This is a genomic window from Rhizobium glycinendophyticum (assembly GCF_006443685.1).
GTDB lineage: Bacteria > Pseudomonadota > Alphaproteobacteria > Rhizobiales > Rhizobiaceae > Allorhizobium > Allorhizobium glycinendophyticum.
Map to the genome: position 1 here is coordinate 271,198 of NZ_VFYP01000001.1, position 20,442 is coordinate 291,639.

Sequence of the window (20,442 nt, forward strand, 5' to 3'; positions counted from 1 at the left end):
CGCCCGAAATTTCGGCTAGCAAGGGGAAATGAGTAATTTCTTCGACAGCGATTCGCCGACGAACGTGACCGAGTTTTCCGTTTCGGAACTCTCAGGCTCGATCAAGCGTACCATCGAAACGGCCTTCGACCATGTTCGTGTGCGCGGCGAAATCTCCGGCTATCGCGGCCCGCATTCCTCTGGCCACGCTTATTTCTCGTTGAAGGACGACAAAGCCCGCATCGATGCCGTCGTCTGGAAAGGGTCTTTCTCGAAGCTGAAATATCGCCCGGAAGAGGGCATGGAAGTGATTGCCACTGGCCGCATCACCACCTTCCCCGGTTCGTCGAAATACCAGATCGTCATCGAGCAGATGGAGCCAGCGGGGGCCGGGGCCCTGATGGCGCTGATCGAGGAGCGCAAGCGGCGTTTTACGGCAGAAGGCCTGTTCGATCCGGCCGCAAAGCAATTGCTGCCCTTCCTGCCGAAGGTGATCGGTGTCGTGACCTCGCCGACCGGTGCCGTGATCCGCGACATCCTGCACCGTATCTCCGATCGCTTCCCGGTGCATGTGCTCGTCTGGCCGGTCAAGGTGCAGGGCGAGGGTTCGGGTGACGAGGTAGCCAATGCCATCCGGGGGTTCAACGCGTTTTCCCCGGGCGGGGTAATGCCACGCCCCGATGTGCTGATCGTCGCGCGCGGTGGCGGCAGCCTGGAAGACCTCTGGAGCTTCAACGACGAGGCGGTCGTTCGCGCGGCTGCCGCAAGTGACATCCCGCTCATCTCCGCCGTCGGTCATGAAACCGACTGGACACTGATCGACTACGCGGCGGACGTGCGCGCACCGACGCCGACGGGTGCTGCCGAAATGGCGGTACCGGTGAAGGCCGATCTGGAGGCTCAGGTCGCAACGCTGTCGGCCCGCCTTTCGGGCGCGATGAACCGCCAGATGGACAACCGTCGCCAGAACCTGCGCGCTTTGGTTCGTGCCTTGCCGTCGCTCGATCAGTTGCTCGCCTTGCCGCGCCGCCGCTTCGATGAGGCCGCGGCAGGCCTCGGGCGTAGTCTCGAACTCAATACGATGAACAAGCGTCGGACCTTTGAACGGGCCGCAGCAAAGCTTTCACCCGACATGCTGGCTCGACGGCTGGTGGAGCGCAGGCAGCGTCTCGTCGAGCGCACAGCGCTCGCCGAGCGCATCATCGAGCGTTTACTCGACCGCAACAAGGCTCGCCTCGACAGGTTTGACGCAACGCTGACGGCGGTTCCGGCCCGGCTGAAGGCGATGACGGAGCGCTCCAAGGATCGGCTGGAAAGCCTGGGGCGTCGCGCCGACAGCGCCGTGGTGACCGACCTGCGCCGCGCCCGCCAGGCGCTCGTCGCGCAGGACCGCGTACTGCAGTCGCTGTCTTATACCAACGTGCTGGCGCGCGGCTACGCGGTGATACGTGATGCAGACAATCGTCCGCTGACGCGGGCAGGTGCGGTAACATACGGTCAGGGTATCGAGCTTCAATTCGCGGACGGCCGGGTAAAGGCTGTTGCTGGCGAAGACGTACCGCCCCCGGATCCTTCAGCCGTTCCGCCGACCCGAGCAGCGCCGGCGCAGAAACCGCAGCGCAAGAGCGAGCCGCCCGCAGGACAGGGTAGCCTCTTCTGATGGCAGCACGGCGTTTCCTCGTCGTGCTGGCCCATCCCTTGCCGGAGAGCTTTGCCGCCTCCGCCACTCGGACGGTGGTCGAGGCTCTGGAAGCGCGAGGTCATCTCGTCGATCTACTCGATCTCTACGCCGAGAACTTCGATCCGCGCCTCTCGGCCGCAGAGCGTGCCGCCTATATGGAACCGGGCTATCAGCCGACGGAGGTTTCAGGCGTCGTCGAGCGGCTTAAGGCGGCCGACGGCCTGGTCCTGGTCTTTCCGCAGTGGTGGTTCAACCTTCCGGCGATCATGAAAGGCTTCATCGACCGCATCCTGGTCCCGGGCGTCGCTTTCGAGCACGACAAGGCGGGTGGGCGTATCGTGCCGCTCCTCACCCATATCCGCACCTTCTGGGTGGTCACCTCCACGGGTTCCCCATGGTGGGTGGTTCATCTCTACATGGGCAATCCGCTGAAGCGCATCCTGAAGCGCGGCGTGGCGGCATTTTGCGCCAAGGGCGTCGATTTCCGCATGCTGGCGATCCATGATATGGATCGGGCGACCGAGGAAAGGCGAAAGCGGTTTTTGGCCAGGATTAGAGCCGTTTTCATGCACTTGTGACGAATAAAAACGGTCTCGGGTTGTAGTGTCAGAAATTACACTCTTGATTGAAAAGACTCCCAGATCAGAACCGATGGTTGACTTTCACAAGCAAAGCCTCTATCTAGGGGTCATCGATATTTGCTTGCTAAGCTTTGGTTGCCGCGCATTCGATGCGCCCTGACGAACCTTCCTTTCAAAAATCGTTATCCTGTCCGCAGCGCAGTCGCGCTGGGGAAAATCTATGCGCTACGAAAGGGTTCATCATGACCACTGGCACAGTAAAATGGTTTAATTCCACCAAGGGCTTCGGCTTCATCCAGCCTGACAACGGCGGCCCGGACGCGTTCGTCCACATCTCGGCTGTCGAACGCGCCGGAATGCGCGAAATCGTCGAAGGCCAGAAGATTGCCTATGACATGGAGCGCGACAACAAGTCGGGCAAGATGTCGGCCTGCAACCTGCAGGCAGCCTGATAAATCCGGGATCTGCTTTCCCTTGACCACGGATGTACTGGCACTGTTGAAAGCGCGATCCCACGGAAGGTCAGGCAATGCGCCTGGCCTTTTTTATTGCCCCTTGAGGGTAATCCTCCGAAGGAGACCAACATGACCGATAATCTCACTAAGTCGCGTCAGACGGCGGAAGCCGCCTTCGCCAAGACGCAATCGCAGTTTCTGGCGCGTGGCCGCGCCATCGACGAACTGGATTCGATCACGGCAGCCCGCGACGAGAAGACCCTGCGCCTGCGCGAGGCTCGCCTCGCCAAGGAGCGCCAGGACCGTGAAAACGTCACAGCCGCGCTTTTGGCCAAGCGCGCGCAAAAACCTTGAACTTTCCCGAGAGAACGACTGGAGCAGAACTTGAAGTTTACCCGAGACAACGGACTTTCCGAGCGCCGTGGCACCGCCGCTGAAGCCAAGGCCGCACAATTGCAGGCCTACAAGGCCGCCAGGGAAGCCGCCGAACCGATGAACGCCGCCCGCCAGGCCGAGCGCCTCGCCGTGGCAGCTGCCCGCGAACAGCGCCATGCTGAACGTGATCGCCTGAAGGCGGAGGAAAAGGCGCGTCTGGAAGCCGAGGCCGAAGAACGTCAGGCCGCCACCGAAGCTGCAGCCCGTGCTGAAATCGAAGCCCGCGAGGCCACCGAGAAAAATCGCATCTCCCGCGTTCTTGAAGATGAAGCCGCCCGCAAAGCCGAGCGCGATCGTCGCTACGCTGCCCGAAAGGCACGCCAGGGCTGAGCAATATCAGGCACCTCGGGTCCGGGATAACCCGTTGACCCGAAGGACCGCTTCTCCCACTGGCCCGATCAAGTGGTAAGACGCTCGTCCAGGACAGGGCCGCCTGCGGGCGCGGCCATTCAATTGCGCGCAATTGATCACCCTGACGTGATGGCGCTGGAAATCAGGCGTCCGAATGACCACATGATACCTCGACACCGGATGATCTCCCAAGCATCCGGCCCGCAAAGGAGAATATCATGAACAGGAAAACAGCATTGGCCATCGCCATGGCCGTCACCCTGGGCGCAGCATCGGCTCAGGCTGGAAATTATGTCGAAGTACAGAAGCTGACCCCGCAGGAAGTTCTGTTCGGCAAGCGCTACGATGACAATGTCACCGCTGTGCGTGTCGTTGAAACCGGTGGTCGAGGCGATCGCGATGCGCGAGACGATCTGCCCCTGCAGGTAGTCTTCCCGACGGGCAACAGCCTGCGCACGGCTCAGGCCCAGGTCGCCGATGACGCCAGCCTTTCGGCCGCACTGAAGACTCGCAAGATCGCCACCCGCAATGTCTTGTGGGTGCAGACGGCCATGAACGGCGGCAAGATCGTCTACTACCGTTGAACCTCCGCGACCTCATGAAGAAAACCCCGCCCTGGCGACAGGACGGGGTTTTTTGTTGACGGCCGCTGGGTCTGTTTTCAGGCCCATTCGCCCTTGCGCATGACCGGCACCTTCGAGCCATCCGCGCGGATGCCGTCGATGTCCACTTTGTCCGAGCCGATCATCCAGTCGATGTGGATCAGCGAGGAATTGCCGCCCTGCGCCTTGATCTGGTCCTGGCTGAGCGAGGCGCCATCGAGGAAGCACTTCGAATAGCACTGGCCAAGCGCGATGTGGCACGAGGCATTTTCATCGAACAGTGTGTTGTAGAAGAGCACGCCCGAGGCCGAGATCGGCGAAGAATGGGGCACCAGCGCCACTTCGCCTAGACGGCGTGCGCCCTCGTCGGTGTCGAGCACCTTGTTGAGCACGGCTTCGCCCTTCGATGCCTTGGCTTCGACGATGCGCCCGCCTTCGAAGCGTACCTGGATATTGTCGATCAGCGTGCCCTGATGGGAAAGCGGCTTGGTCGAGGAGACATGGCCCTCCACCTTCAGTGCATGCGGCGTGGTGAAGACTTCTTCGGTGGGAATGTTCGGATTGCAGGTCACGCCGTTCTTCGCCGTGGACGCACCGCCATGCCACTCATGGCCGTCGGCCAGGCCAACCGTCAGGTCGGTGCCCGGACCGGTGAAGTGCAGCGCCGCAAAACGCTCGCCGTTCAGCCAGCTCGACCGTTTCTTCAGTTCCGCATTGTGCTCGGCCCAGGCGGTGACTGGATCCTCGCGATCGACGCGTGAGGCGGCGAAGATGGCGTCGGCCAGCTTGCGCACGGCTTCTTCGATCGGCAGATCCGGGAAGACGAGCTTGGCCCAGGACGGGTTCGGATAGGAGCAGATGTTCCAGTTGATATCGAAATTGGAGATGTGCTCCAGCGCCGGCTTGTAGGCGATCGAGGTCGCCTTGTTGGCGCGGCCAACCTTGGCCGGGTCTTCAGACGCGAGCAGCATCGGATTGTCGCCGGAGATCGCAAGGCGGGCTGCACCGTTCTCATAGGCCTTGGCCATGCCGTCATAGAGCCAGTTGGGCGCCCGGTCGAAACTCTCGTCATGACCGTGGCGATAACGTGCCAGTGTCGTCTCTTCGTCCGAATAGAAGGTCGTGACGGTCGAAGCGCCAGCCTTATAGGCATGCGCCGTGATCAGCCGCACCAGCGGCACCGCAACCAGCGGCGCCGTCAGCACCAGATCTTGCCCTTTCTGCAACTGCAACCCGACCTTGATCGCCACCTCGGCGAGTTTGTTGAGCTTGGTCGGATCGATGGAGGCGGAATAATCGGGCAGGGTCATTGGGCATTCCTGTTTCATGTTCGGGTGCATCAGACTTAAGCGCAAAGGTGGCGAAGTCTAGACGGCTGTCTCTCAGGCTGTCAGTGGTGCCGCAATCGCGCGGAGCGCCTTCAGCGCATCCTGCGGCGACAGCCGCACCTGCAATCCGCGCTGCCCCCCATTCATGTAGACGAGCGCCTCGTCCATCGCGGAGATCTCGATCGCGGTCGGTACCTGCTTCTTCTGGCCGAAGGGGCTGATGCCGCCGACGACGAAGCCAGTAAGCTTTTCGGCATTTGCCGGCTTCATCATCGCCGCCGATTTGCCCCCGAAAGCGCTCGCCAGCTTCTTCATCGAGACCTCCTTGTCCGAGGGCACGATGACGCAGACCGGCTTGCCGTCGAGTTCGGCCATCAGCGTCTTCAACACCCGCGACGGATGCTCGCCAATCGCTTCTGCCGCCTGCAGCCCGATGCGCTCGGCATTCGGATCGTAGTCATAGGTCGCGGTAGTATAGGCCACACCGGCCTTATCGAGAAACTGCGTCGCGCGGGTGGTCTTCGCCATGGGTCAGGCCTTGAACGTCTGCTGGTAGGTTTCTGGCTTGAAGCCGACCACGAGCTTGCCGTCGACATCGAGCACCGGCCGCTTGATCATGGACGGCTGCTCCAGCATCAGCGCCTTGGCCTTCGCCGCATCCAGGTTGTCTTTCTGCGCCTCGTCGAGCTTCTTGAAGGTGGTGCCGGCCTTGTTGAGCAGCACCTCCCAGCCGACCTTGCCGATCCAGCCGTCGAGCGTTGCCGCATCTATCCCCTTGGCCTTGTAATCGTGGAAGTCATGCACGACGCCTTGGCTCTCAAGCCAGGTGCGGGCCTTCTTCATCGTATCGCAGTTCTTGATGCCGTAGATCGTCGTCATGCAGTGCGTCCTTCAATCCCCCCGCGAGAGATAGCAAGCAGGGCGGCAATTTCAAAGCACCGGAAACCGGTTTCCACCTGCCGAAAAAATAGGTCACTTTTGGACGGCGCGGCCAATTGCCACGGCATGGTTAAGCGATATGCTGCATCGCATTAGCATCTATTCATCGCATGCCCGTCGGACCCGCAGCGCTTGGAGGCTCAATGCGGATAGAGTTTCGTCTCGGCTTGATTTTGGCCGTCTGTTTCGTCTTCGGCCTGCTGATCGCCGGCTATATTTCCTACACACTCGAATTTCGTCAGGCCCGCAGCGAGGTGAACGAGAAATCCCGTGTTCTCCTGGAAATGGGTTTGGCCATGCGCAACTACACCAGCAGCCAGGTGGCGCCGCTGGTGAAGGCGCTGGGTTACGACGAATTTCACCCGCAGATGGTCCCCTCTTACGGCGCCCAGACCACGCTCGGCATCCTCCGGGAGAAATTTCCGGACTATCGCTACCGCGAGGCTTCGCTGAACCCCACCAATATCGACGACCGCGCCAATGACTGGGAAGTGACGCTGTTGCAGAACTTCCAGGACGATGCGGAACTGAAGGAGCAGTCGGGCGAAGTGGGCGAGGGGGCGGAACGGCGCTTCTATCTCGCAAGGCCGCTCCGCATGCCCAGCGAGGCCTGTCTGCAATGTCACTCGACACCCGAGGTGGCGCCGGCTTCGATGGTCGCGAAATACGGCAACAACGGCTTCGGATGGAAGATGGGCGACGTGATCGGCATGCAGCTCATCGAAGTGCCGGTGGCCGGGCCCAATCGCCAGGCGGCCAAGAGCCTTGCCGTCACACTCGGCGCTCTCACCTGCGTCTTCGTCCTGTCGCTCGCGATCTTCCTTCTGCTTTTGCGCCGCTATGTGACGCATCCCCTGGAAACCATCACCCGTCAGACCATCGAGACCAGCCTGGGAGCGGAATGGCAGGGGGCCGAACCGCGAGTGCGCATGAACGGCCAGTTCTACGACCTCGAGCAGTCGATCTCGCGATTGCGCACCAGTCTCAACGAGGCACTGCGGCTCTTTCCGGATCTTGGCGGCAGGAAGAACGACCGATGAGTTACCTGCTTTCGGCGCTGCTCGTAGCCTCGACCGCCCTCACCTGGCTGCTCTTCGTCACCCTGGCGCCTGACAGCGCCGATTGGGCGCCGGTGCTGCGAGATACTGCTCTGTTCCTGACCGCCCTCAGTGTCGCACGTTTCGTCGAGGTTGCGGTTGGCACCGTTGTCGACGATTCCGACGGCAACAGCCGGACCACCGATCTCGTCAAGGTCATGAGTTCGATCGTCATCTACATCGCCGCCATGCTCATCTGGCTGCACTATGGCATGGCTTTCGACATCACCAGCCTGCTCGCCACTTCGGCAATCGTCTCGCTGGTTCTCGGCTTCGCCTTGCAGAATACCCTGGGCAACCTCTTCTCCGGCCTCTCGATCGAGCTGGAGCGTCCACTCAGGGTGGGTGATTTCATCCGCAAGGGCAGCGTCGAAGGCGAAGTGGTGGCCTTGAAATGGCGCTCGATCTTCCTGCGCACACCTGATGGCAGTTCAGTCGTCCTGCCCAATAGCACGCTCGCCACGGATGCGGTCGAAGTGGTCAGGCGCGGACAGCCGGTCCGCACCGCCGTACCCTTTCTCGTGCCGGACCGGGTGCCGCCCATGCGCGTGTTCAAGGTGGTTGAAGAAGTCCTCGACCGTGGCATTCCGGGTGTCGCGGAAGATCCGCTGCCCTCTGCCGTCCTCATCGGTCCGCAGCCTGAGACGGGGGTCATGCGCTACGCTTTGCGCTGCTACACCACAAGGCCGATCGACACAACGTCGCTCGCCTCGCGGGTGCTGACCGCGCTTTGGTACGCTTTCGACAGGCACAACATCCCGATGACCGGCGAGGGCAGGGACGCGATCCCGCCCGCTCTGCCACAGACGGCGGCCTTTCCCGGCTGGCTCGCCGATCGCGGACGGCTGCTACGCTTCGGCCCGGGCGAAACCGTTCCGCCGGAACTCGCCGGCTTCGTCGTCGACGGGGGCCTGCACGAGGAGGTTCTGAGCCACGAGATCGATCTTCAGGTAGAACTGGCGCCGATCCTGGGGGCGGTCTTCGGTTCCAATCTACTGCCGCTGATCCCGCCAAACATCATCCGTCAGGTCGCCCGCCAGGCTGCGCTCTTTCTCGGCCCCGTCGCTTTCACGCTGGCCGAGCATTACGGCAGCCTGACCACCGATCCCTATCTGCTCTACCAGGCGCTCGCAACGCGTATTCCCGATCCCGTCGACCGCCAGCGTTTCCTCTCCAATGCCCCGGACCGACCGCTTCGTCATCTCACATCCGGCGATGCCTTTGGCTGGGCCGACCGTCTGAAGATGGAGCCGATGGCGACCCGTAAACGCACCGTGGTCTATTCGGCAGATCTGTTGGTGTTTGATGAGGTCGCGCAGTCCGCTCTTGCCACGCAGACGGATGCAGAGGAGCTGCGACGGAGGATCTTGGCGTCTTCGCCGCTTCTCTCCGAACTCGGTTCCGACATCCTGTCGGCCTGGCTCCGCCGGCAGGATTCGGCGGAAAAAGTCTAAGGTAGCGTTCAAACGAGAAAGGGGCTGCCTTGTGTGGCAGCCCCGCTGTCATTCCATCATTCCCACTCGATCGTGCCCGGCGGCTTCGACGTCACGTCGTAGACCACGCGGTTGATGCCGCGGACCTCGTTGATGATGCGGGTGGCAGCCCGTCCGAGGAATTCCATGTCGTAATGGTAGAAGTCGGCGGTCATGCCGTCGACCGAGGTGACGGCGCGGAGCGCGCAGACGAACTCATAGGTGCGGCCGTCGCCCATGACGCCGACGGTCTGGACCGGCAGCAGCACGGCAAAGGCCTGCCAGATCGCGTCGTAGAGGCCGGCCTTGCGGATCTCGTCGAGATAGATGGCATCGGCTTCGCGCAGGATATCGAGCTTTTCGCGCGTCACGCCGCCGGGGCAGCGGATGGCAAGGCCCGGACCCGGGAAGGGGTGGCGGCCGATGAAGCTATCGGGCAGGCCAAGTTCCTTGCCGAGCACGCGCACTTCGTCCTTGAAGAGCTCGCGCAAGGGTTCCACGAGCTGCATGTTCATGCGCTCGGGCAGGCCGCCCACATTGTGATGGCTCTTGATTGTCACCGAAGGGCCGCCGGTGAAGGAGACGCTTTCGATGACGTCGGGATAGAGCGTGCCCTGGCCGAGGAAATCCGCGCCGCCGAGCTTCTTGGCCTCTTCCTCGAAGGTCTCGATGAACAGGCGGCCGATGATCTTGCGCTTGGTTTCCGGGTCGGAAACACCTTCCAGCTCACCGACGAACTTGTCGACGGCATCCACATGGATGAGGTGCAGGTTGTAGTGTTCCTTGAACATGGCAACGACATCGGCTGCCTCGTTCTTGCGCATCAGGCCGTGGTCGACGAGGATGCAGGTCAGCTGATCGCCAACGGCTTCATGGATCAGAAGCGCTGCAACCGAGCTATCGACACCGCCAGACAGCGCGCAGATGACGCGCTTGTCGCCGACCTGGGCCCGGATCTGCTCGACCGCCTTCTGGCGATAGGCATGCATGGTCCAGTCGCCCTTCACGCCGGCGATGTTCTGCACGAAGTTCTGGATGAGCTTGGCGCCATCGGGCGTGTGCACGACCTCGGGGTGAAACTGCACGGCGTAGTATTTGCGCGCTTCATCGGCGATGAAGGCGAAGGGGGCGTTGGACGAGGTGGCCAGCACCTTGAAGCCCGGCGGGATCGCGGTGACGCGGTCGCCATGGGACATCCAGACCTGGTGACGGGACCCGACCGACCAGAGGCCTTCGAAGAGCGCACAGTCCTGCTCGACCTCGAGGAAGGCGCGGCCGAATTCGCGGTGATGGCCGCCTTCGACCTTGCCGCCGAGCTGTGCGCACATGGTCTGCTGGCCATAGCAGATGCCGAAGATCGGAAGGCCGCTGTCGAACAGCACCTGCGGTGCCCGAGGGCTTCCCTCATCCAGCGTGGAAGCGGGGCTTCCCGACAGGATGATCGCCTTGGGCTTCAGGCGGTTGAAGCCTTCTTCGGCGGACTGGAAGGGGACGATTTCGCAATAGACGCCGGATTCACGGACGCGGCGGGCGATCAGCTGCGTTACCTGGCTGCCGAAATCGACGATGAGAACACTGTCGGGATGTGCTGTCTGGGTCATGGCGAGCCTTTAAAGAAAAAGGACCCATCTTTCAATGGCAGATCGCCCGGAGAATCCCGATTTTTTGTGCGCCTGCTCAGAACCAGAAGACGCCGTCTTCGAGTGCGGTCTGAAGGCCGTCGACGGCAAGCGCCAGTTTCTTGTCGATGATGTGCAGATACTGGGTCCAGTCGTCGATTTGCTTGACGTCGTGGCGGCCATCCGAGATGCCGCGCAGACCGATCAGCGGCAGGTCGAAGGCGTGGCAGGCCCTGAGGACGGAGAAAGTCTCCATGTCGACCATATCGGCCTCGACCGCCTGATAGGCAGCACCGGAAACCACATTGGCTCCCGTCGACAACGTTGCCACGGGGATACCGGGGATACGCAAGGGAAGCTCGACTGCGACCGGCAGGTCGAGAAACGGCGTCTTGCCCTTCTCGAACCCGAAGGCAGAGGCGTCCATGTCGCGATAGGAGACGGAGGACACCTGATAGACCTCGGCCTGGTCGAGCCTGGCGGAGCCTGCCGAACCGAGGGAAACAACGAGATCCGGCAGATCGTCATAGGTGGCGAGACGCGCCAGTTCCTTGGTCAGCACCACGGCGGCCTCGACCGGTCCGACCCCGGTCATCAGCGGCGAGATGCGGGTTCGGAGAAAGACACCGTATTCGGCATCCGCCGCCATGACGAAGAGCACATTTTTGCCGGCAATGGACTTCATCTCGTAACTCATCCGGATATCCCCTCCCGCCCGCGGATCACCATCAGGGTGCTGGTCATCGATGCAATCAGTTTTGCCGGCCCATCGGTCAGCGCATAACCGCGTCCATCGGCAACAATGATGTTGGAGCCCGGCTTGGTGATTTCGCCGCGAAACAGGAAGCGTTCGCCCCGGCCCGGTGACATCAGATTGACCTTGAATTCGATGGTGAGCAGCGAAACTTCCGGCTCGACCACTGTATAGGCGGCATAGCTGCAAGCCGTATCGAGCGCTGCGGAGATGACGCCTGCATGCAGGAAGCCATGTTGCTGGGTCAGCTTCGCATCGTAGCGCAGTTCGATTTCGACAACGCCTTGGCTGATATGGGACAATTCCGCCCCGAGCGTCTCCATGGCGCCTTGTCGCGCGAAACTGCGCCGAATGCGCGCCTCGACGGTATCAGGATCGATTTCTGTCATGCTTGGTGCCCCTTCGGCGCGAAAGTGGCACGCAGCATTACGGCACGCAAGCTGTCGGAAGGCAGAATTCAGTTGAGCCAGGCAATGCTGAGATTGAGCACGCTCGCAAAAGCCACCCAGGCGAGATAGGGGACGAAGAGCATGGTTGAAACGCGGTCGATCGGCCGCGCCTTCACCATGAAACCGATGATCGTGATGAGCATGGCGGCGATCACCACGAGACCGAGTTCGGGGTTCTCGAGGCCGAAAAACGCGGGCGACCAGAGCATGTTGGCGACGAACTGGGCAAACCACAGCTGCATGGCTGCCGATTTCGGCGCGCGCATCCAGATCCGCGCGCCGGCAATGCCGATCAGCACGTAAAGCGTGGTCCAGACCGGACCGAACAGCCAGGCCGGCGGATTGAAGAAGGGCTTTTCCAGCGTCTGGTACCAGTCGCCGGGCATGTTCAGGAGGCCCGACAACAGTCCGGCGGACACGACGACGAAGATGAAGATGGCATAGGTGAGGATGGTGCGCATGGCAGCTAACTAGGGCGGAGAATACGTCTTGCCAGAGGACGGGATGCGCCGCCTTGGAACGTGTGGTCAGAGACGCAGAATATGCTGGTCCCAGGCGACGCGATGCGTCCGGTCAAGGAAGGCGCCGCGATAGGACGAGACGGCGAAGCTGTCCGGCGAGGGCGCAATGCCGGCGGCGTCGACGAGCACGGTCTCCGAAACCAGCCGACCGTCGCGTCCGTCGAGCACGGCCCAGAGCCCGTTCTTCGGCGAGGCGATGCCGACGAGGCCCTGGCTGCGATTGACGGCGATCGCGCCGACATAATTGCCGAGTCTGTCGGTGGTCGCCTCCGGGAGCGACACGAAGGTGAGCGCTTCGCCCTTGGAGAAATGCCCGACCAGCGGCGGGCGGTCTGTGCGGGCACCTTCGTACTGGCAGGCAAACCAGATCTTGCCGTCCTCGGCGATGTCGAGATGGCGGGTGGAGAGTTGACGCAGTTCCGCGGGCAGGCCGTGCTTCTGGATCAGGCTGCCGCTCTTCGCGTCCACCAGGGCCAGTGACGGCTCCATATGGCCGAGATTGAGCTTGGTTCGGCCGAAATCCGGATGGGTCTCGATGCCGCCATTTGCGACAACAAGAATGCCCTCTGATGTGACCGTGATGTCATGTGTGCCGATGCCGTAAGCCGGCACTTCCCCGATACGCCCGAAGCCGGAGAGGCAGTCATAGATCCCGATTACGCCAGCATTGGCGTCGAAGTCGTTTTCGCTGGCATAGAACAGCTGGCCATCGGGCGAAAAGGCGCCGTGGCCGAAATAATGCCGCCCCTCGGGCGCCGCGATGATCTGCGGTTCAGCCCGGCGGGTCGTGTCGAAGACGACGGCAAACGTTCCGGGGCGTCGGGCAAAGGCAACGGAGAGCCCGTTTGCCTTGCTGTGGCAAAGCCCGTGGATCCGGCCGGGCAGTGCAATCTCTTCGATGAGCTCGCCGCTCTCGCTGACCAGACCAATCGCAAAGCGGCCGTCCGGCTGCATCAGCCCCGAGGCGTAAACCGCATCCGCCCGCTCAAGCGCAAAGGTGGCGTGCGGCGTGAGGCCGGCGACGAAAGCGAGGCCAGCACCCCTCAGGAAGACGCGGCGATCGATAAGCGGAAGCGTCGGCATCTCAGTCTCCGTCGGAGAAGGAGAAGCCGGCGGCAAGACCGATCCCTCCGCCGAGATCGTTGTTTAGCCGCAGGATCAGGTCGCGGCTGTTGAGCAGCAGGAAGTCGAGCTTGGCAACCTCTTTCGGCGTCGCCAGTGCCTTGGCGACATCGGGCTCGATATCACTGGATACGCGCGACAGGGAATGCGCGACGAAGTCGACGGAGCTGACGACGGACCGGTTGTCTTCGGCCAATAAGTCGACCATGCCGGACTGGGCGATCAGGTCACGGATTGCCTCGATATTGGCTGTGATCGAGCGGAAGGTGTTGCCCGAGCGCCAGTAGATCGCCTGCCTCGGAAGACCTTTGACGGCGTCGCCTTTGTAGAAATGCTCGATACGCTGGTCGCGAACTGTCTCGGCAGCGTGAACGAGCACCCCGAGCAGTTCCTTCGCCGCCTCGGCCTCATCCCGGTAGATGGGATTGTTCGGTCCGGGCGTCTTCCAGGCGGCTGCGACCCCCTTGGGCGCGTCCCAGGCCTGTGTGAGTTCGGTCCCGAGGCGCTTCAGATTGGCGGCGATCGCCTTGCCATACTGGCAGCGATAGATGCCCTCAGAGGTCTTGAGTGTCTCCGCGTCGGTGCCGAACAGCACGAATTCCAGCGCCCCAATTCCCTGCATGGCGACGCTCTTGTCCTTCAGCGTGTCGACGGAAGTGACGCTCGGGTCGGGCTTGGCAAGGGCGGCCTGAACCTGTTTCAGCCCGGTACCCTTGCGGTCGGGGAAGAAGAGGATGCGCTCGAACCGGTTGTCGTCAAGCACCGGACCGACACGCACGATCTCTATCCGCGACCAGGCCTCGACCAGATCGCCGAATGTCGATTGCGCATTCAGCAGGGTCTCGGACGAGGGCGAAGCGCAGAGCGCGGCCACGGTTTCCTCCATGGTATCCGCTTCCTCGGTGAAATGGTGGTAGCCGGGGCGAATGAAACCGTCGACGGCCTTGGCCATCACGCCGGGCACCTTGGCGGTGTCGAGCACGCCGGGGGTGATAGGGCTTTCCTGCGCCAGCGCGGGAGCAAGGCCGAGCAGCGGCAGGGAAAGAAGCGCGGTGAGGGCGATCCGGGTGCAGCGTGTCAGCATCAGAGAGACTCCAGGAACGTGATCAGGGCCTTGCGGTCCTCGGGGTTGGCGGCGGCAAAGGCATTGCGGGCAGCTTTCGCTTCACCGCCATGCCACAGAATGGCTTCGGTCAGCGAGCGGGCGCGCCCGTCATGTAGGAAGAAGGTGTGGCCGTTGACGGTTTTTGTGAGACCGATACCCCAGAGCGGCGGCGTGCGCCACTCGGTTCCGGTGGCATCGCCCACGGCCTGCCCATCGGCGAGGTCTTCGCCCATGTCGTGCAGCAGGAAATCGGAATAGGGCCAGATCAGCTGGAAGGCCTGCGCCTGGTTATCGGCCTTGCGGCTGGTGACGAATTTGGGCGTGTGGCAGGCGGTGCAACCACTGTCATAGAACAGTTTCTTGCCGCGCAAGACATTCGCGTCATCGACATCGCGACGGGCCGGAGGCGCCAGGCTCTTGGCGTAGAAGGTGACGAGGTCGAGCACCGGATCGGGCGCTTCCGTATCGCCCAGCCGCGCTTGCACGCCCGTGGCGCTGGCAAGACACTGCACCTGCGCCGGCGTGCAATCGCCGAAGGAGCGGGGGTCATCGGGCGTCGAAATGCCGATATCGCCGGCAAAGGCATTTGCACTCTGGTCGCGCACGGACGCGTTCTGAGCCTTCCAGCCGAACCGCCCGAGCTTGATCTCGCCGGTGCGGTGATCCCGCGCCCGCGCCGCCTTGCCGGAAATGCCGTCGCCGTCGTGGTCATCAGGATCCGCCCGCGCCAGAATGTCCTCCTCGGCAATCGCCTCGATCAGGCCAAGCCCGATCATCGGATTGGCAATGCGGGGCGAGAACGTCGTCGTCGGATCGAGCGGGCCATAGGCAAGGTCGGCGACCGAATAGGTCGGTTTGCGCAGCATGACCGTCTCGCCACCTGCAAGCGTTACCGCCCGTTCGTCATAGGTGATCACCATCCGCCCTTCGGCGGAAAGCCCCGGCACGGCCTGGTCCTGCAGCTGTCCGCCGTAAACGGGGTCCGGCAGGCTCATCACTTCCAACCGCTCCAGTTTGCTACGCTCTTCGAGCGTCGCGGGCGCGCGCGCGAGCCGCAGGAACATCGAGGTCGCGTCGCGCGCTCCTTCCGGCGGATGCCCGCGTCCGTCCTTCACATGACAGCTCTGGCAGGAGCGCGCGTTGAACAGCGGCCCTAATCCGTCGGAGGCTTGCGTTGAGGAGGGGGAGGAGACCCAGAGCTTGGTGAACAGCGCATTGCCGAGCTTGAAATCCTGCTCTTCGGCAAAGGTGATGTTGGGGGCAAACTGCGAGAAGGCATCGCGGGATACGCCATGTCGCGAGGTCCCGGCGCCGCCCTGCCTGATTTCGAAGGGCTCCGCTTTGGAAAAGTCGCCGGTCGGCTTGGTCACGGCCCGCACCCGGGCAAGATCTTTGGGTGACAGGTCGCCGCGTATAACGCCGTCCCCGGCGCTCGACGGGATCGCTGTCGATACGAGCAGCGCAAGGCCGGCAGCGAGAGCGAACGGAGCTTTCATCGGGGAGATCAGGCCGTTCCGATCGGAACGGCCTGCCTTTGCTTCTTACTGGAAAACCGCGCCAGGATTATCAAGGCTGTCGGAACCTTCAAGCTCGATCGTGCCGAGATCCAGCGACGCAATGACGCGCTGGATGGTCTGGGTCTGGTCGATCAGCCCGTCGATCGCGGCCTGGACGGTGGCATTGCCCTCGGCATTGCCTTCGCCGATCATCTGGTCATAGGCTTCGACGGTTTCGGCGCGCTTGGCCATGGCCTGCATCGCGTCCAGCGTCTTGGTGAGTTTCGCCTTCATCTCGGCATCGAGCGCCGGGTCCTTGGCGGCGACAAGCTCGGAGAGCGACGGGCCGGTGAGCTTGGTGCCGTCGACGCGGGTATAGTCGCCGAGATAGGCGGACGCGATGCCGATGGCGTCGTTCAGATGCGAATTGTGCGTGTTGTCGGAGAAGCAGTCATGCTCTTCTTCCGGATCGTGCAGCAGCACGCCGAGCTTCATGCGCTCGCCCGCCAGTTCGCCATAGGAGAGCGAGCCCATGCCGGTCAGGATGATCGACAGACCCTTCTTCTCGTCGGAAAGCACGTTCTTCGTGGCTTCACCTTCCGGCGCCCAGGCATCGACCATTTCCTGCAGGTCCTGGACGAGAAGCGTCGAGGCGGACTTCAGATAGTCGGCGCGGCGATCACAATTGCCGTTGGTGCAATTGGCCTTGTCGTAGTCGGTATAGGGGCGGTTGCCAGCGCCCGGGCCGGTGCCGTTCAGGTCCTGGCCCCAGAGCAGGAATTCGATGGCGTGATAGCCGGTCGCCACGTTGGCCTCGACTTCGCCGGCTTCATGCAGGGTGTTGGCCAGGAACTCCGGCGTGATCTTCGAGGCATCAACCTCTTCGCCGTTGATCTTGATCTTCGGGTTGGCGATGACATTGGCGACATAGAGCGAATTGCCGTCGCTTTCGGTGCCATAACCGGCGTCGACATAGTCGATCAGGCCTTCATCCAGCGGCCAGGCATTCACCTTGCCTTCCCATTCGTCAACGATCGGGTTGCCGAAGCGGTAGACTTCCGTCTGCTGGTAGGACGGACGGGCTGCGATCCAGGCAGCGCGGGCGGCCTTCAGCGTTTCGTCGCTCGGCTTGGCAATCAGCGCGTCGATGGCCGCGTCCAGCGCCTTGGCGGTGGTCAGCGCATCCTGGAACTTCGCTTCTGCCAGGTCGGTATAATGCGTCAGCACCTCCTTGGCGGAGGGAGCGGCAAAGGCCGGTCCGGCGAAGATCGCAGCGGATGTGGCGAGCAGCGCGAAGGACGCGCCGAGGACGGATTTCCGGATCATGGTGTCTCCCTTTGGCACCGGCACGGCGCCACTCTTTGAACGGACGCCATGTCTTGGCCGAAAATCAAACTGGTGTCAAACAGTCGAGTATAAGAAAGAATGCAATGTCGGATCGCGTCTCAGGACTCACTTGCGCCGCATGCGACAGAAGAAGAAGCCGTCGGTATCCATGCTGGCGGGGCTGAGCGTCAGCGTTTTGCCATCGGCCGAGCGCGGCGCGGGGGCGGATGCGCCGAACAGGCGCTTCCAGTCGTCAAGCACGGGCACGATTTCGAAACCCGGGTTCTTGTCGCAAAAGGCGCGTACTTGACGGTCGTTTTCGTCCGGCAGAACCGAACAGGTGACATAGACCAGCGAGCCGCCTGACTTGACGAAGGCGGAGGCTTCCGTCAGCGCCTCCGTCTGCTGGGAAACGCGTTCCTGCAGGTTGCGCTCGGTCAGTCGCCACTTGGTGTCGGGGCGGCGGCGCCAGGTGCCGGTGCCGGTGCAGGGTGCGTCGACCAGCACGTGGTCGAAGCGCTCTTTCAGGCCGTTGAGCGCCTTTGCGCTGTCATGCACCTGGACGTTATGGGTTCCGGCCCGCTTCAGCCGTTCGATGATCGGGGCCAGCCGCTTGCGGTCGGCGTCATAGGCATGCACCTGGCCCTTGTTGTTCATGGCGGCTGCCATGGCGAGCGTCTTGCCGCCGCCACCGGCGCAGAAGTCCAGCACCTGCTGGCCTTCGCGCGGATCGACGAGATCGGCAACGATCTGCGATCCCTCGTCTTGCACTTCGAACCAGCCCTTCTGGAAGCTCAATTCGGCCGTGACATTGGGCAGCCGCGACGGACCTTCCCCGGCCGGCACCCGCATGCCGAAGCGGGCGATCGGCGAGGCCTGGGCGCCAGAGCGGTCGATGGCCTTCAGCACCTTGTCCCTGTTGGCCTTCAGCGTGTTGACACGCAGGTCTAGGGTCGGGCGGGTGGCAAGCGCCTTGGCTTCCGAAAGCCAGTCGTCTCCGAAGGCTTCTTCGAAAGCGGGCTGCACCCAATCCGGGATATCGCCCTGGATATGCAACGGCGCAGTCGAAAGATCGCGGGAGGAAAAGGCTTCGAGCTGCTGGGTTGAGAGAGGAGCGGGAGCGAAATTATCGCCTTCAAAGCTCGATGTCAGCTCATCCAGCTGCATGCCCCATTGACGCAGAAGAACGGCCCAGCCCAGGGCCTTTGCGCTGTCGTCGTCCATCAGCCAGGCATGCGACAGCTTCATGCGCAGGGCGTCGTAGACGATATTGCCGATTGCCGCGCGGTCCCCGGAGCCGGCGAAGCGGTGGGCGAGCCCCCAATCCTTGAGGGCATCGGCAACGGGACGGCGACGGGTCTCGATATCATCCAAGACTTCGATCGCACCGGCAAGACGGCCGCCCAGACGCATGGTCATTCTCCTTTGAAAGAAGAGAGCGTGGTAACGGCTGTCAGGGGCAAGAGCAAGCGCCTAGCGTGATCTGCCGAAAGCACTGCCTGGGCTAAGGTGGGATCAGCCGATGATCTCGTAACAGACCTTGGCGTGACCGGAACGGACCATGCCGATGTTCTGTGCGGCGGCCTTGGAAAGATCGAGCACGCGGCCGCGGATGAAGGGCCCCCGATCGTTGATGCGGACGACGACGCTCTTGCCGCTGCGGGAATTGGTAACCTTGACCTTCGTTCCGAACGGCAGGGTCTTGTGCGCCGCCGTCATCGTGGCCGGGTTCATACGTTCACCGGAAGCAGTCTTGGAATGCAGGGCGTACCAGGAGGCGCCACCGCAGGAGGACTTGGCATCTGCACTGTGAGGCGCGAAAGCACAGAGTGCAGCAATAGTTGCAACGGTGAAAATAGAGCGTCGGTTGATCGTCAAGTTTCATTTCCCTAGTCGTTGACACGAGCAGTTTTTTGCGTGCCAACGGCTAGGCGGGGTCAAAAGTGGCAAAAACGTGCCAACTGTCGATCACGAACTATTACAGAATGTAACATTCGTGATGCTCTGGTTCGGAGTCTTTACCTTAACAAATGGTAACGAAATCAGAAAAATTGTTTAATTCCAGTCGGAAACGCGGAATGAAAATCCTGGCGGACTCGGGAATGGCCACTTCACGGAATCAGGAAAGAAAAATTTTCCACAGCCGTCATATTTGCTGCCCAAATTGTGGTGCGGAAGAGGCCGAAGTCCTGTATTTCGGCCATTTTCACCCCTTCGCACGCAAAGTTCGACCTCAGAAAACGCGTTTCATGCCTTCTGGTTCCATGTGCCGGAGGCAAGTAATGCCTCCAGTGACATATGGTAGTTCGGGAACCTGAAGTTGAATCCGAGTGCCTTGATCTTGGCATTCGAAACGCGCTTGTTCTCGCCGTAGAAGGACCGTGCCATCGGCGTCAGTTCGGCGGTTTCAAAGGCCTGTTCTGGCGGTGGTGCGACCCCCATCAGCCGTGCGGCCTCGGTGACCACATCCTGCGGCGGCGAAGGCTCGTCGTCGGTCACGTTGAATACCCCGCCGGTCTTGGGGCCGGCGAGGAAAGCCGTTGCCTCCGCGATGTCCTCAACCCGGATTCGGTTGAACACCTGATCCTTCTTCACCAGCCGGCGCGCAGTGCCATTGGAAAGGTTCATGAAGGTGTTGCGGCCCGGCCCGTAGATGCCGGAAAGCCGGAGGATGGCCAGGGGGACGTTTTCCGCAGTGGTCAGCCTCTGCCAGGCCTCTTCCGCCTCCACGCGCTCCACCGAACGTATCGACACCGGCTTCAGTTCGGAGGTCTCGTCGACCCAGGCACCCCGATGGTCACCGTAAACGCCGACGGTGGAGAGGTAGCAGACCCATTCCAGCTTCGGCATGGCGGCCTTCAGGCCCCGCTTGCCGAACAGCCGGATCAGCGGATCGCCATCCGCCCCGGGCGCGATCGACTGGACGAGATGCGTGACGTCCTTCAAGGCGGCTTCAAGTTCCGACGTAAGGCTCGTGCCGTCAAAAACGAAAGGCTCGATGCCAGCGACTTTCAGGGCCACTCCCTTTTCGGCGCTGCGTGTGGTGCCAGCGACAGAGGCGCCCTGGCCGCTCAACAGCCGGCCGATCGCCTTGCCCGAATAGCCCGCCCCGAAAATCATCATGCGCATG

Annotated in this window: 22 protein-coding genes; 8 read left to right on the forward strand and 14 right to left on the reverse strand. The window is 62.2% G+C overall.

The window, feature by feature from the left end; genetic code table 11:
* The first annotated feature begins 28 nt into the window (after window positions 1-28).
* From xseA to FJQ55_RS01370, 6 genes are all read left to right on the forward strand, one after another.
* A complete protein-coding gene (xseA, locus tag FJQ55_RS01345) occupies window positions 29-1,639 on the forward strand; it encodes an exodeoxyribonuclease VII large subunit (RefSeq protein WP_140825938.1) in 1,611 nt (536 codons plus the stop codon).
* The gene (locus FJQ55_RS01350; protein WP_140825939.1) at window positions 1,639-2,238 is read left to right on the forward strand and encodes an NAD(P)H-dependent oxidoreductase; all 600 of its coding nucleotides are present in this window, start codon (window positions 1,639-1,641) and stop codon (window positions 2,236-2,238) included. Before xseA ends, FJQ55_RS01350 begins: the two co-directional genes overlap by 1 nt.
* 245 nt (window positions 2,239-2,483) lie before the next feature.
* Window positions 2,484-2,693 carry a cold-shock protein gene (locus FJQ55_RS01355; RefSeq protein WP_025427963.1) on the forward strand — a complete coding sequence of 70 codons (210 nt, stop codon included), beginning with the start codon at window positions 2,484-2,486 and terminating at the stop codon, window positions 2,691-2,693.
* Window positions 2,694-2,825: 132 nt separating this feature from the next.
* Window positions 2,826-3,050 carry a hypothetical protein gene (locus tag FJQ55_RS01360; RefSeq protein WP_062277048.1) on the forward strand — a complete coding sequence of 75 codons (225 nt, stop codon included), beginning with the start codon at window positions 2,826-2,828 and terminating at the stop codon, window positions 3,048-3,050.
* 30 nt (window positions 3,051-3,080) lie between these two features.
* The gene (locus FJQ55_RS01365; RefSeq protein WP_140825940.1) at window positions 3,081-3,461 is read left to right on the forward strand and encodes a DUF6481 family protein; all 381 of its coding nucleotides are present in this window, start codon (window positions 3,081-3,083) and stop codon (window positions 3,459-3,461) included.
* 239 nt (window positions 3,462-3,700) lie between these two features.
* Window positions 3,701-4,066 carry a hypothetical protein gene (locus FJQ55_RS01370; RefSeq protein WP_140825941.1) on the forward strand — a complete coding sequence of 122 codons (366 nt, stop codon included), beginning with the start codon at window positions 3,701-3,703 and terminating at the stop codon, window positions 4,064-4,066.
* A 77-nt stretch (window positions 4,067-4,143) separates the two neighbouring features.
* Here the strand turns inward: FJQ55_RS01370 and FJQ55_RS01375 are convergent, their stop codons facing one another.
* The 3 genes from FJQ55_RS01375 to FJQ55_RS01385 all read right to left on the reverse strand — a co-directional run bounded on the left by FJQ55_RS01375 (window position 4,144) and on the right by FJQ55_RS01385 (window position 6,291).
* Window positions 4,144-5,394, reverse strand: a complete 1,251-nt coding sequence (locus tag FJQ55_RS01375; RefSeq protein WP_140825942.1) for an aminopeptidase — start codon at window positions 5,392-5,394, stop codon at window positions 4,144-4,146.
* A 72-nt stretch (window positions 5,395-5,466) separates the two neighbouring features.
* Complete coding sequence (gene ybaK / locus FJQ55_RS01380; RefSeq protein ID WP_140825943.1) at window positions 5,467-5,940, reverse strand: Cys-tRNA(Pro) deacylase; 474 nt, start codon at window positions 5,938-5,940, stop codon at window positions 5,467-5,469.
* A 3-nt stretch (window positions 5,941-5,943) separates the two neighbouring features.
* Window positions 5,944-6,291, reverse strand: a complete 348-nt coding sequence (locus FJQ55_RS01385; RefSeq protein ID WP_140825944.1) for an ArsC family reductase — start codon at window positions 6,289-6,291, stop codon at window positions 5,944-5,946.
* Window positions 6,292-6,494: 203 nt separating this feature from the next.
* On the opposite strand from FJQ55_RS01385, the gene FJQ55_RS01390 reads away from it, so the two are divergent.
* Window positions 6,495-7,391: a Tll0287-like domain-containing protein gene (locus FJQ55_RS01390; protein WP_161596931.1), complete on the forward strand. Its 897-nt coding sequence runs from the start codon at window positions 6,495-6,497 to the stop codon at window positions 7,389-7,391.
* Window positions 7,388-8,902 carry a mechanosensitive ion channel family protein gene (locus tag FJQ55_RS01395; protein WP_161596932.1) on the forward strand — a complete coding sequence of 505 codons (1,515 nt, stop codon included), beginning with the start codon at window positions 7,388-7,390 and terminating at the stop codon, window positions 8,900-8,902. The genes FJQ55_RS01390 and FJQ55_RS01395 overlap by 4 nt, the downstream gene beginning before the upstream one ends.
* Before the next feature lie 56 nt (window positions 8,903-8,958).
* On the opposite strand, the gene guaA is transcribed toward FJQ55_RS01395, so the two are convergent.
* From guaA to FJQ55_RS01450, 11 genes are all read right to left on the reverse strand, one after another.
* The gene (gene guaA, locus FJQ55_RS01400; RefSeq protein WP_140825947.1) at window positions 8,959-10,521 is read right to left on the reverse strand and encodes a glutamine-hydrolyzing GMP synthase; all 1,563 of its coding nucleotides are present in this window, start codon (window positions 10,519-10,521) and stop codon (window positions 8,959-8,961) included.
* Window positions 10,522-10,597: 76 nt separating this feature from the next.
* Complete coding sequence (locus FJQ55_RS01405) at window positions 10,598-11,236, reverse strand: 5'-methylthioadenosine/S-adenosylhomocysteine nucleosidase (RefSeq protein ID WP_140825948.1); 639 nt, start codon at window positions 11,234-11,236, stop codon at window positions 10,598-10,600.
* On the reverse strand, window positions 11,233-11,682 hold the full coding sequence (locus FJQ55_RS01410; RefSeq protein WP_113375716.1) for a PaaI family thioesterase: 450 nt from the start codon (window positions 11,680-11,682) through the stop codon (window positions 11,233-11,235). The genes FJQ55_RS01405 and FJQ55_RS01410 overlap by 4 nt, the downstream gene beginning before the upstream one ends.
* A gap of 68 nt (window positions 11,683-11,750) precedes the next feature.
* On the reverse strand, window positions 11,751-12,203 hold the full coding sequence (locus tag FJQ55_RS01415; protein ID WP_140825949.1) for a TspO/MBR family protein: 453 nt from the start codon (window positions 12,201-12,203) through the stop codon (window positions 11,751-11,753).
* A gap of 66 nt (window positions 12,204-12,269) precedes the next feature.
* Window positions 12,270-13,346: a DUF1513 domain-containing protein gene (locus FJQ55_RS01420; protein WP_140825950.1), complete on the reverse strand. Its 1,077-nt coding sequence runs from the start codon at window positions 13,344-13,346 to the stop codon at window positions 12,270-12,272.
* A 1-nt stretch (window position 13,347) separates the two neighbouring features.
* Window positions 13,348-14,469 carry an imelysin family protein gene (locus tag FJQ55_RS01425; protein ID WP_140825951.1) on the reverse strand — a complete coding sequence of 374 codons (1,122 nt, stop codon included), beginning with the start codon at window positions 14,467-14,469 and terminating at the stop codon, window positions 13,348-13,350.
* Entirely contained in the window at window positions 14,469-15,986 is a 1,518-nt protein-coding gene (locus FJQ55_RS01430; protein WP_140825952.1) for a di-heme oxidoreductase family protein, read from the reverse strand. The genes FJQ55_RS01425 and FJQ55_RS01430 overlap by 1 nt, the downstream gene beginning before the upstream one ends.
* A 45-nt stretch (window positions 15,987-16,031) precedes the next feature.
* Window positions 16,032-17,312 (reverse strand): imelysin family protein, encoded by a 1,281-nt coding sequence (locus FJQ55_RS01435; RefSeq protein ID WP_140825953.1) that lies wholly within the window; start codon window positions 17,310-17,312, stop codon window positions 16,032-16,034.
* 126 nt (window positions 17,313-17,438) lie between these two features.
* On the reverse strand, window positions 17,439-18,725 hold the full coding sequence (locus tag FJQ55_RS01440; RefSeq protein ID WP_140825954.1) for an RsmB/NOP family class I SAM-dependent RNA methyltransferase: 1,287 nt from the start codon (window positions 18,723-18,725) through the stop codon (window positions 17,439-17,441).
* Between the two features lie 102 nt (window positions 18,726-18,827).
* A complete protein-coding gene (locus FJQ55_RS01445) occupies window positions 18,828-19,190 on the reverse strand; it encodes a septal ring lytic transglycosylase RlpA family protein (RefSeq protein ID WP_162244203.1) in 363 nt (120 codons plus the stop codon).
* Between the two features lie 369 nt (window positions 19,191-19,559).
* Window positions 19,560-20,441, reverse strand: coding sequence for an SDR family oxidoreductase (locus FJQ55_RS01450; RefSeq protein WP_140825955.1), 882 nt, complete (start codon window positions 20,439-20,441; stop codon window positions 19,560-19,562).
* Window position 20,442: the final 1 nt, after the last annotated feature.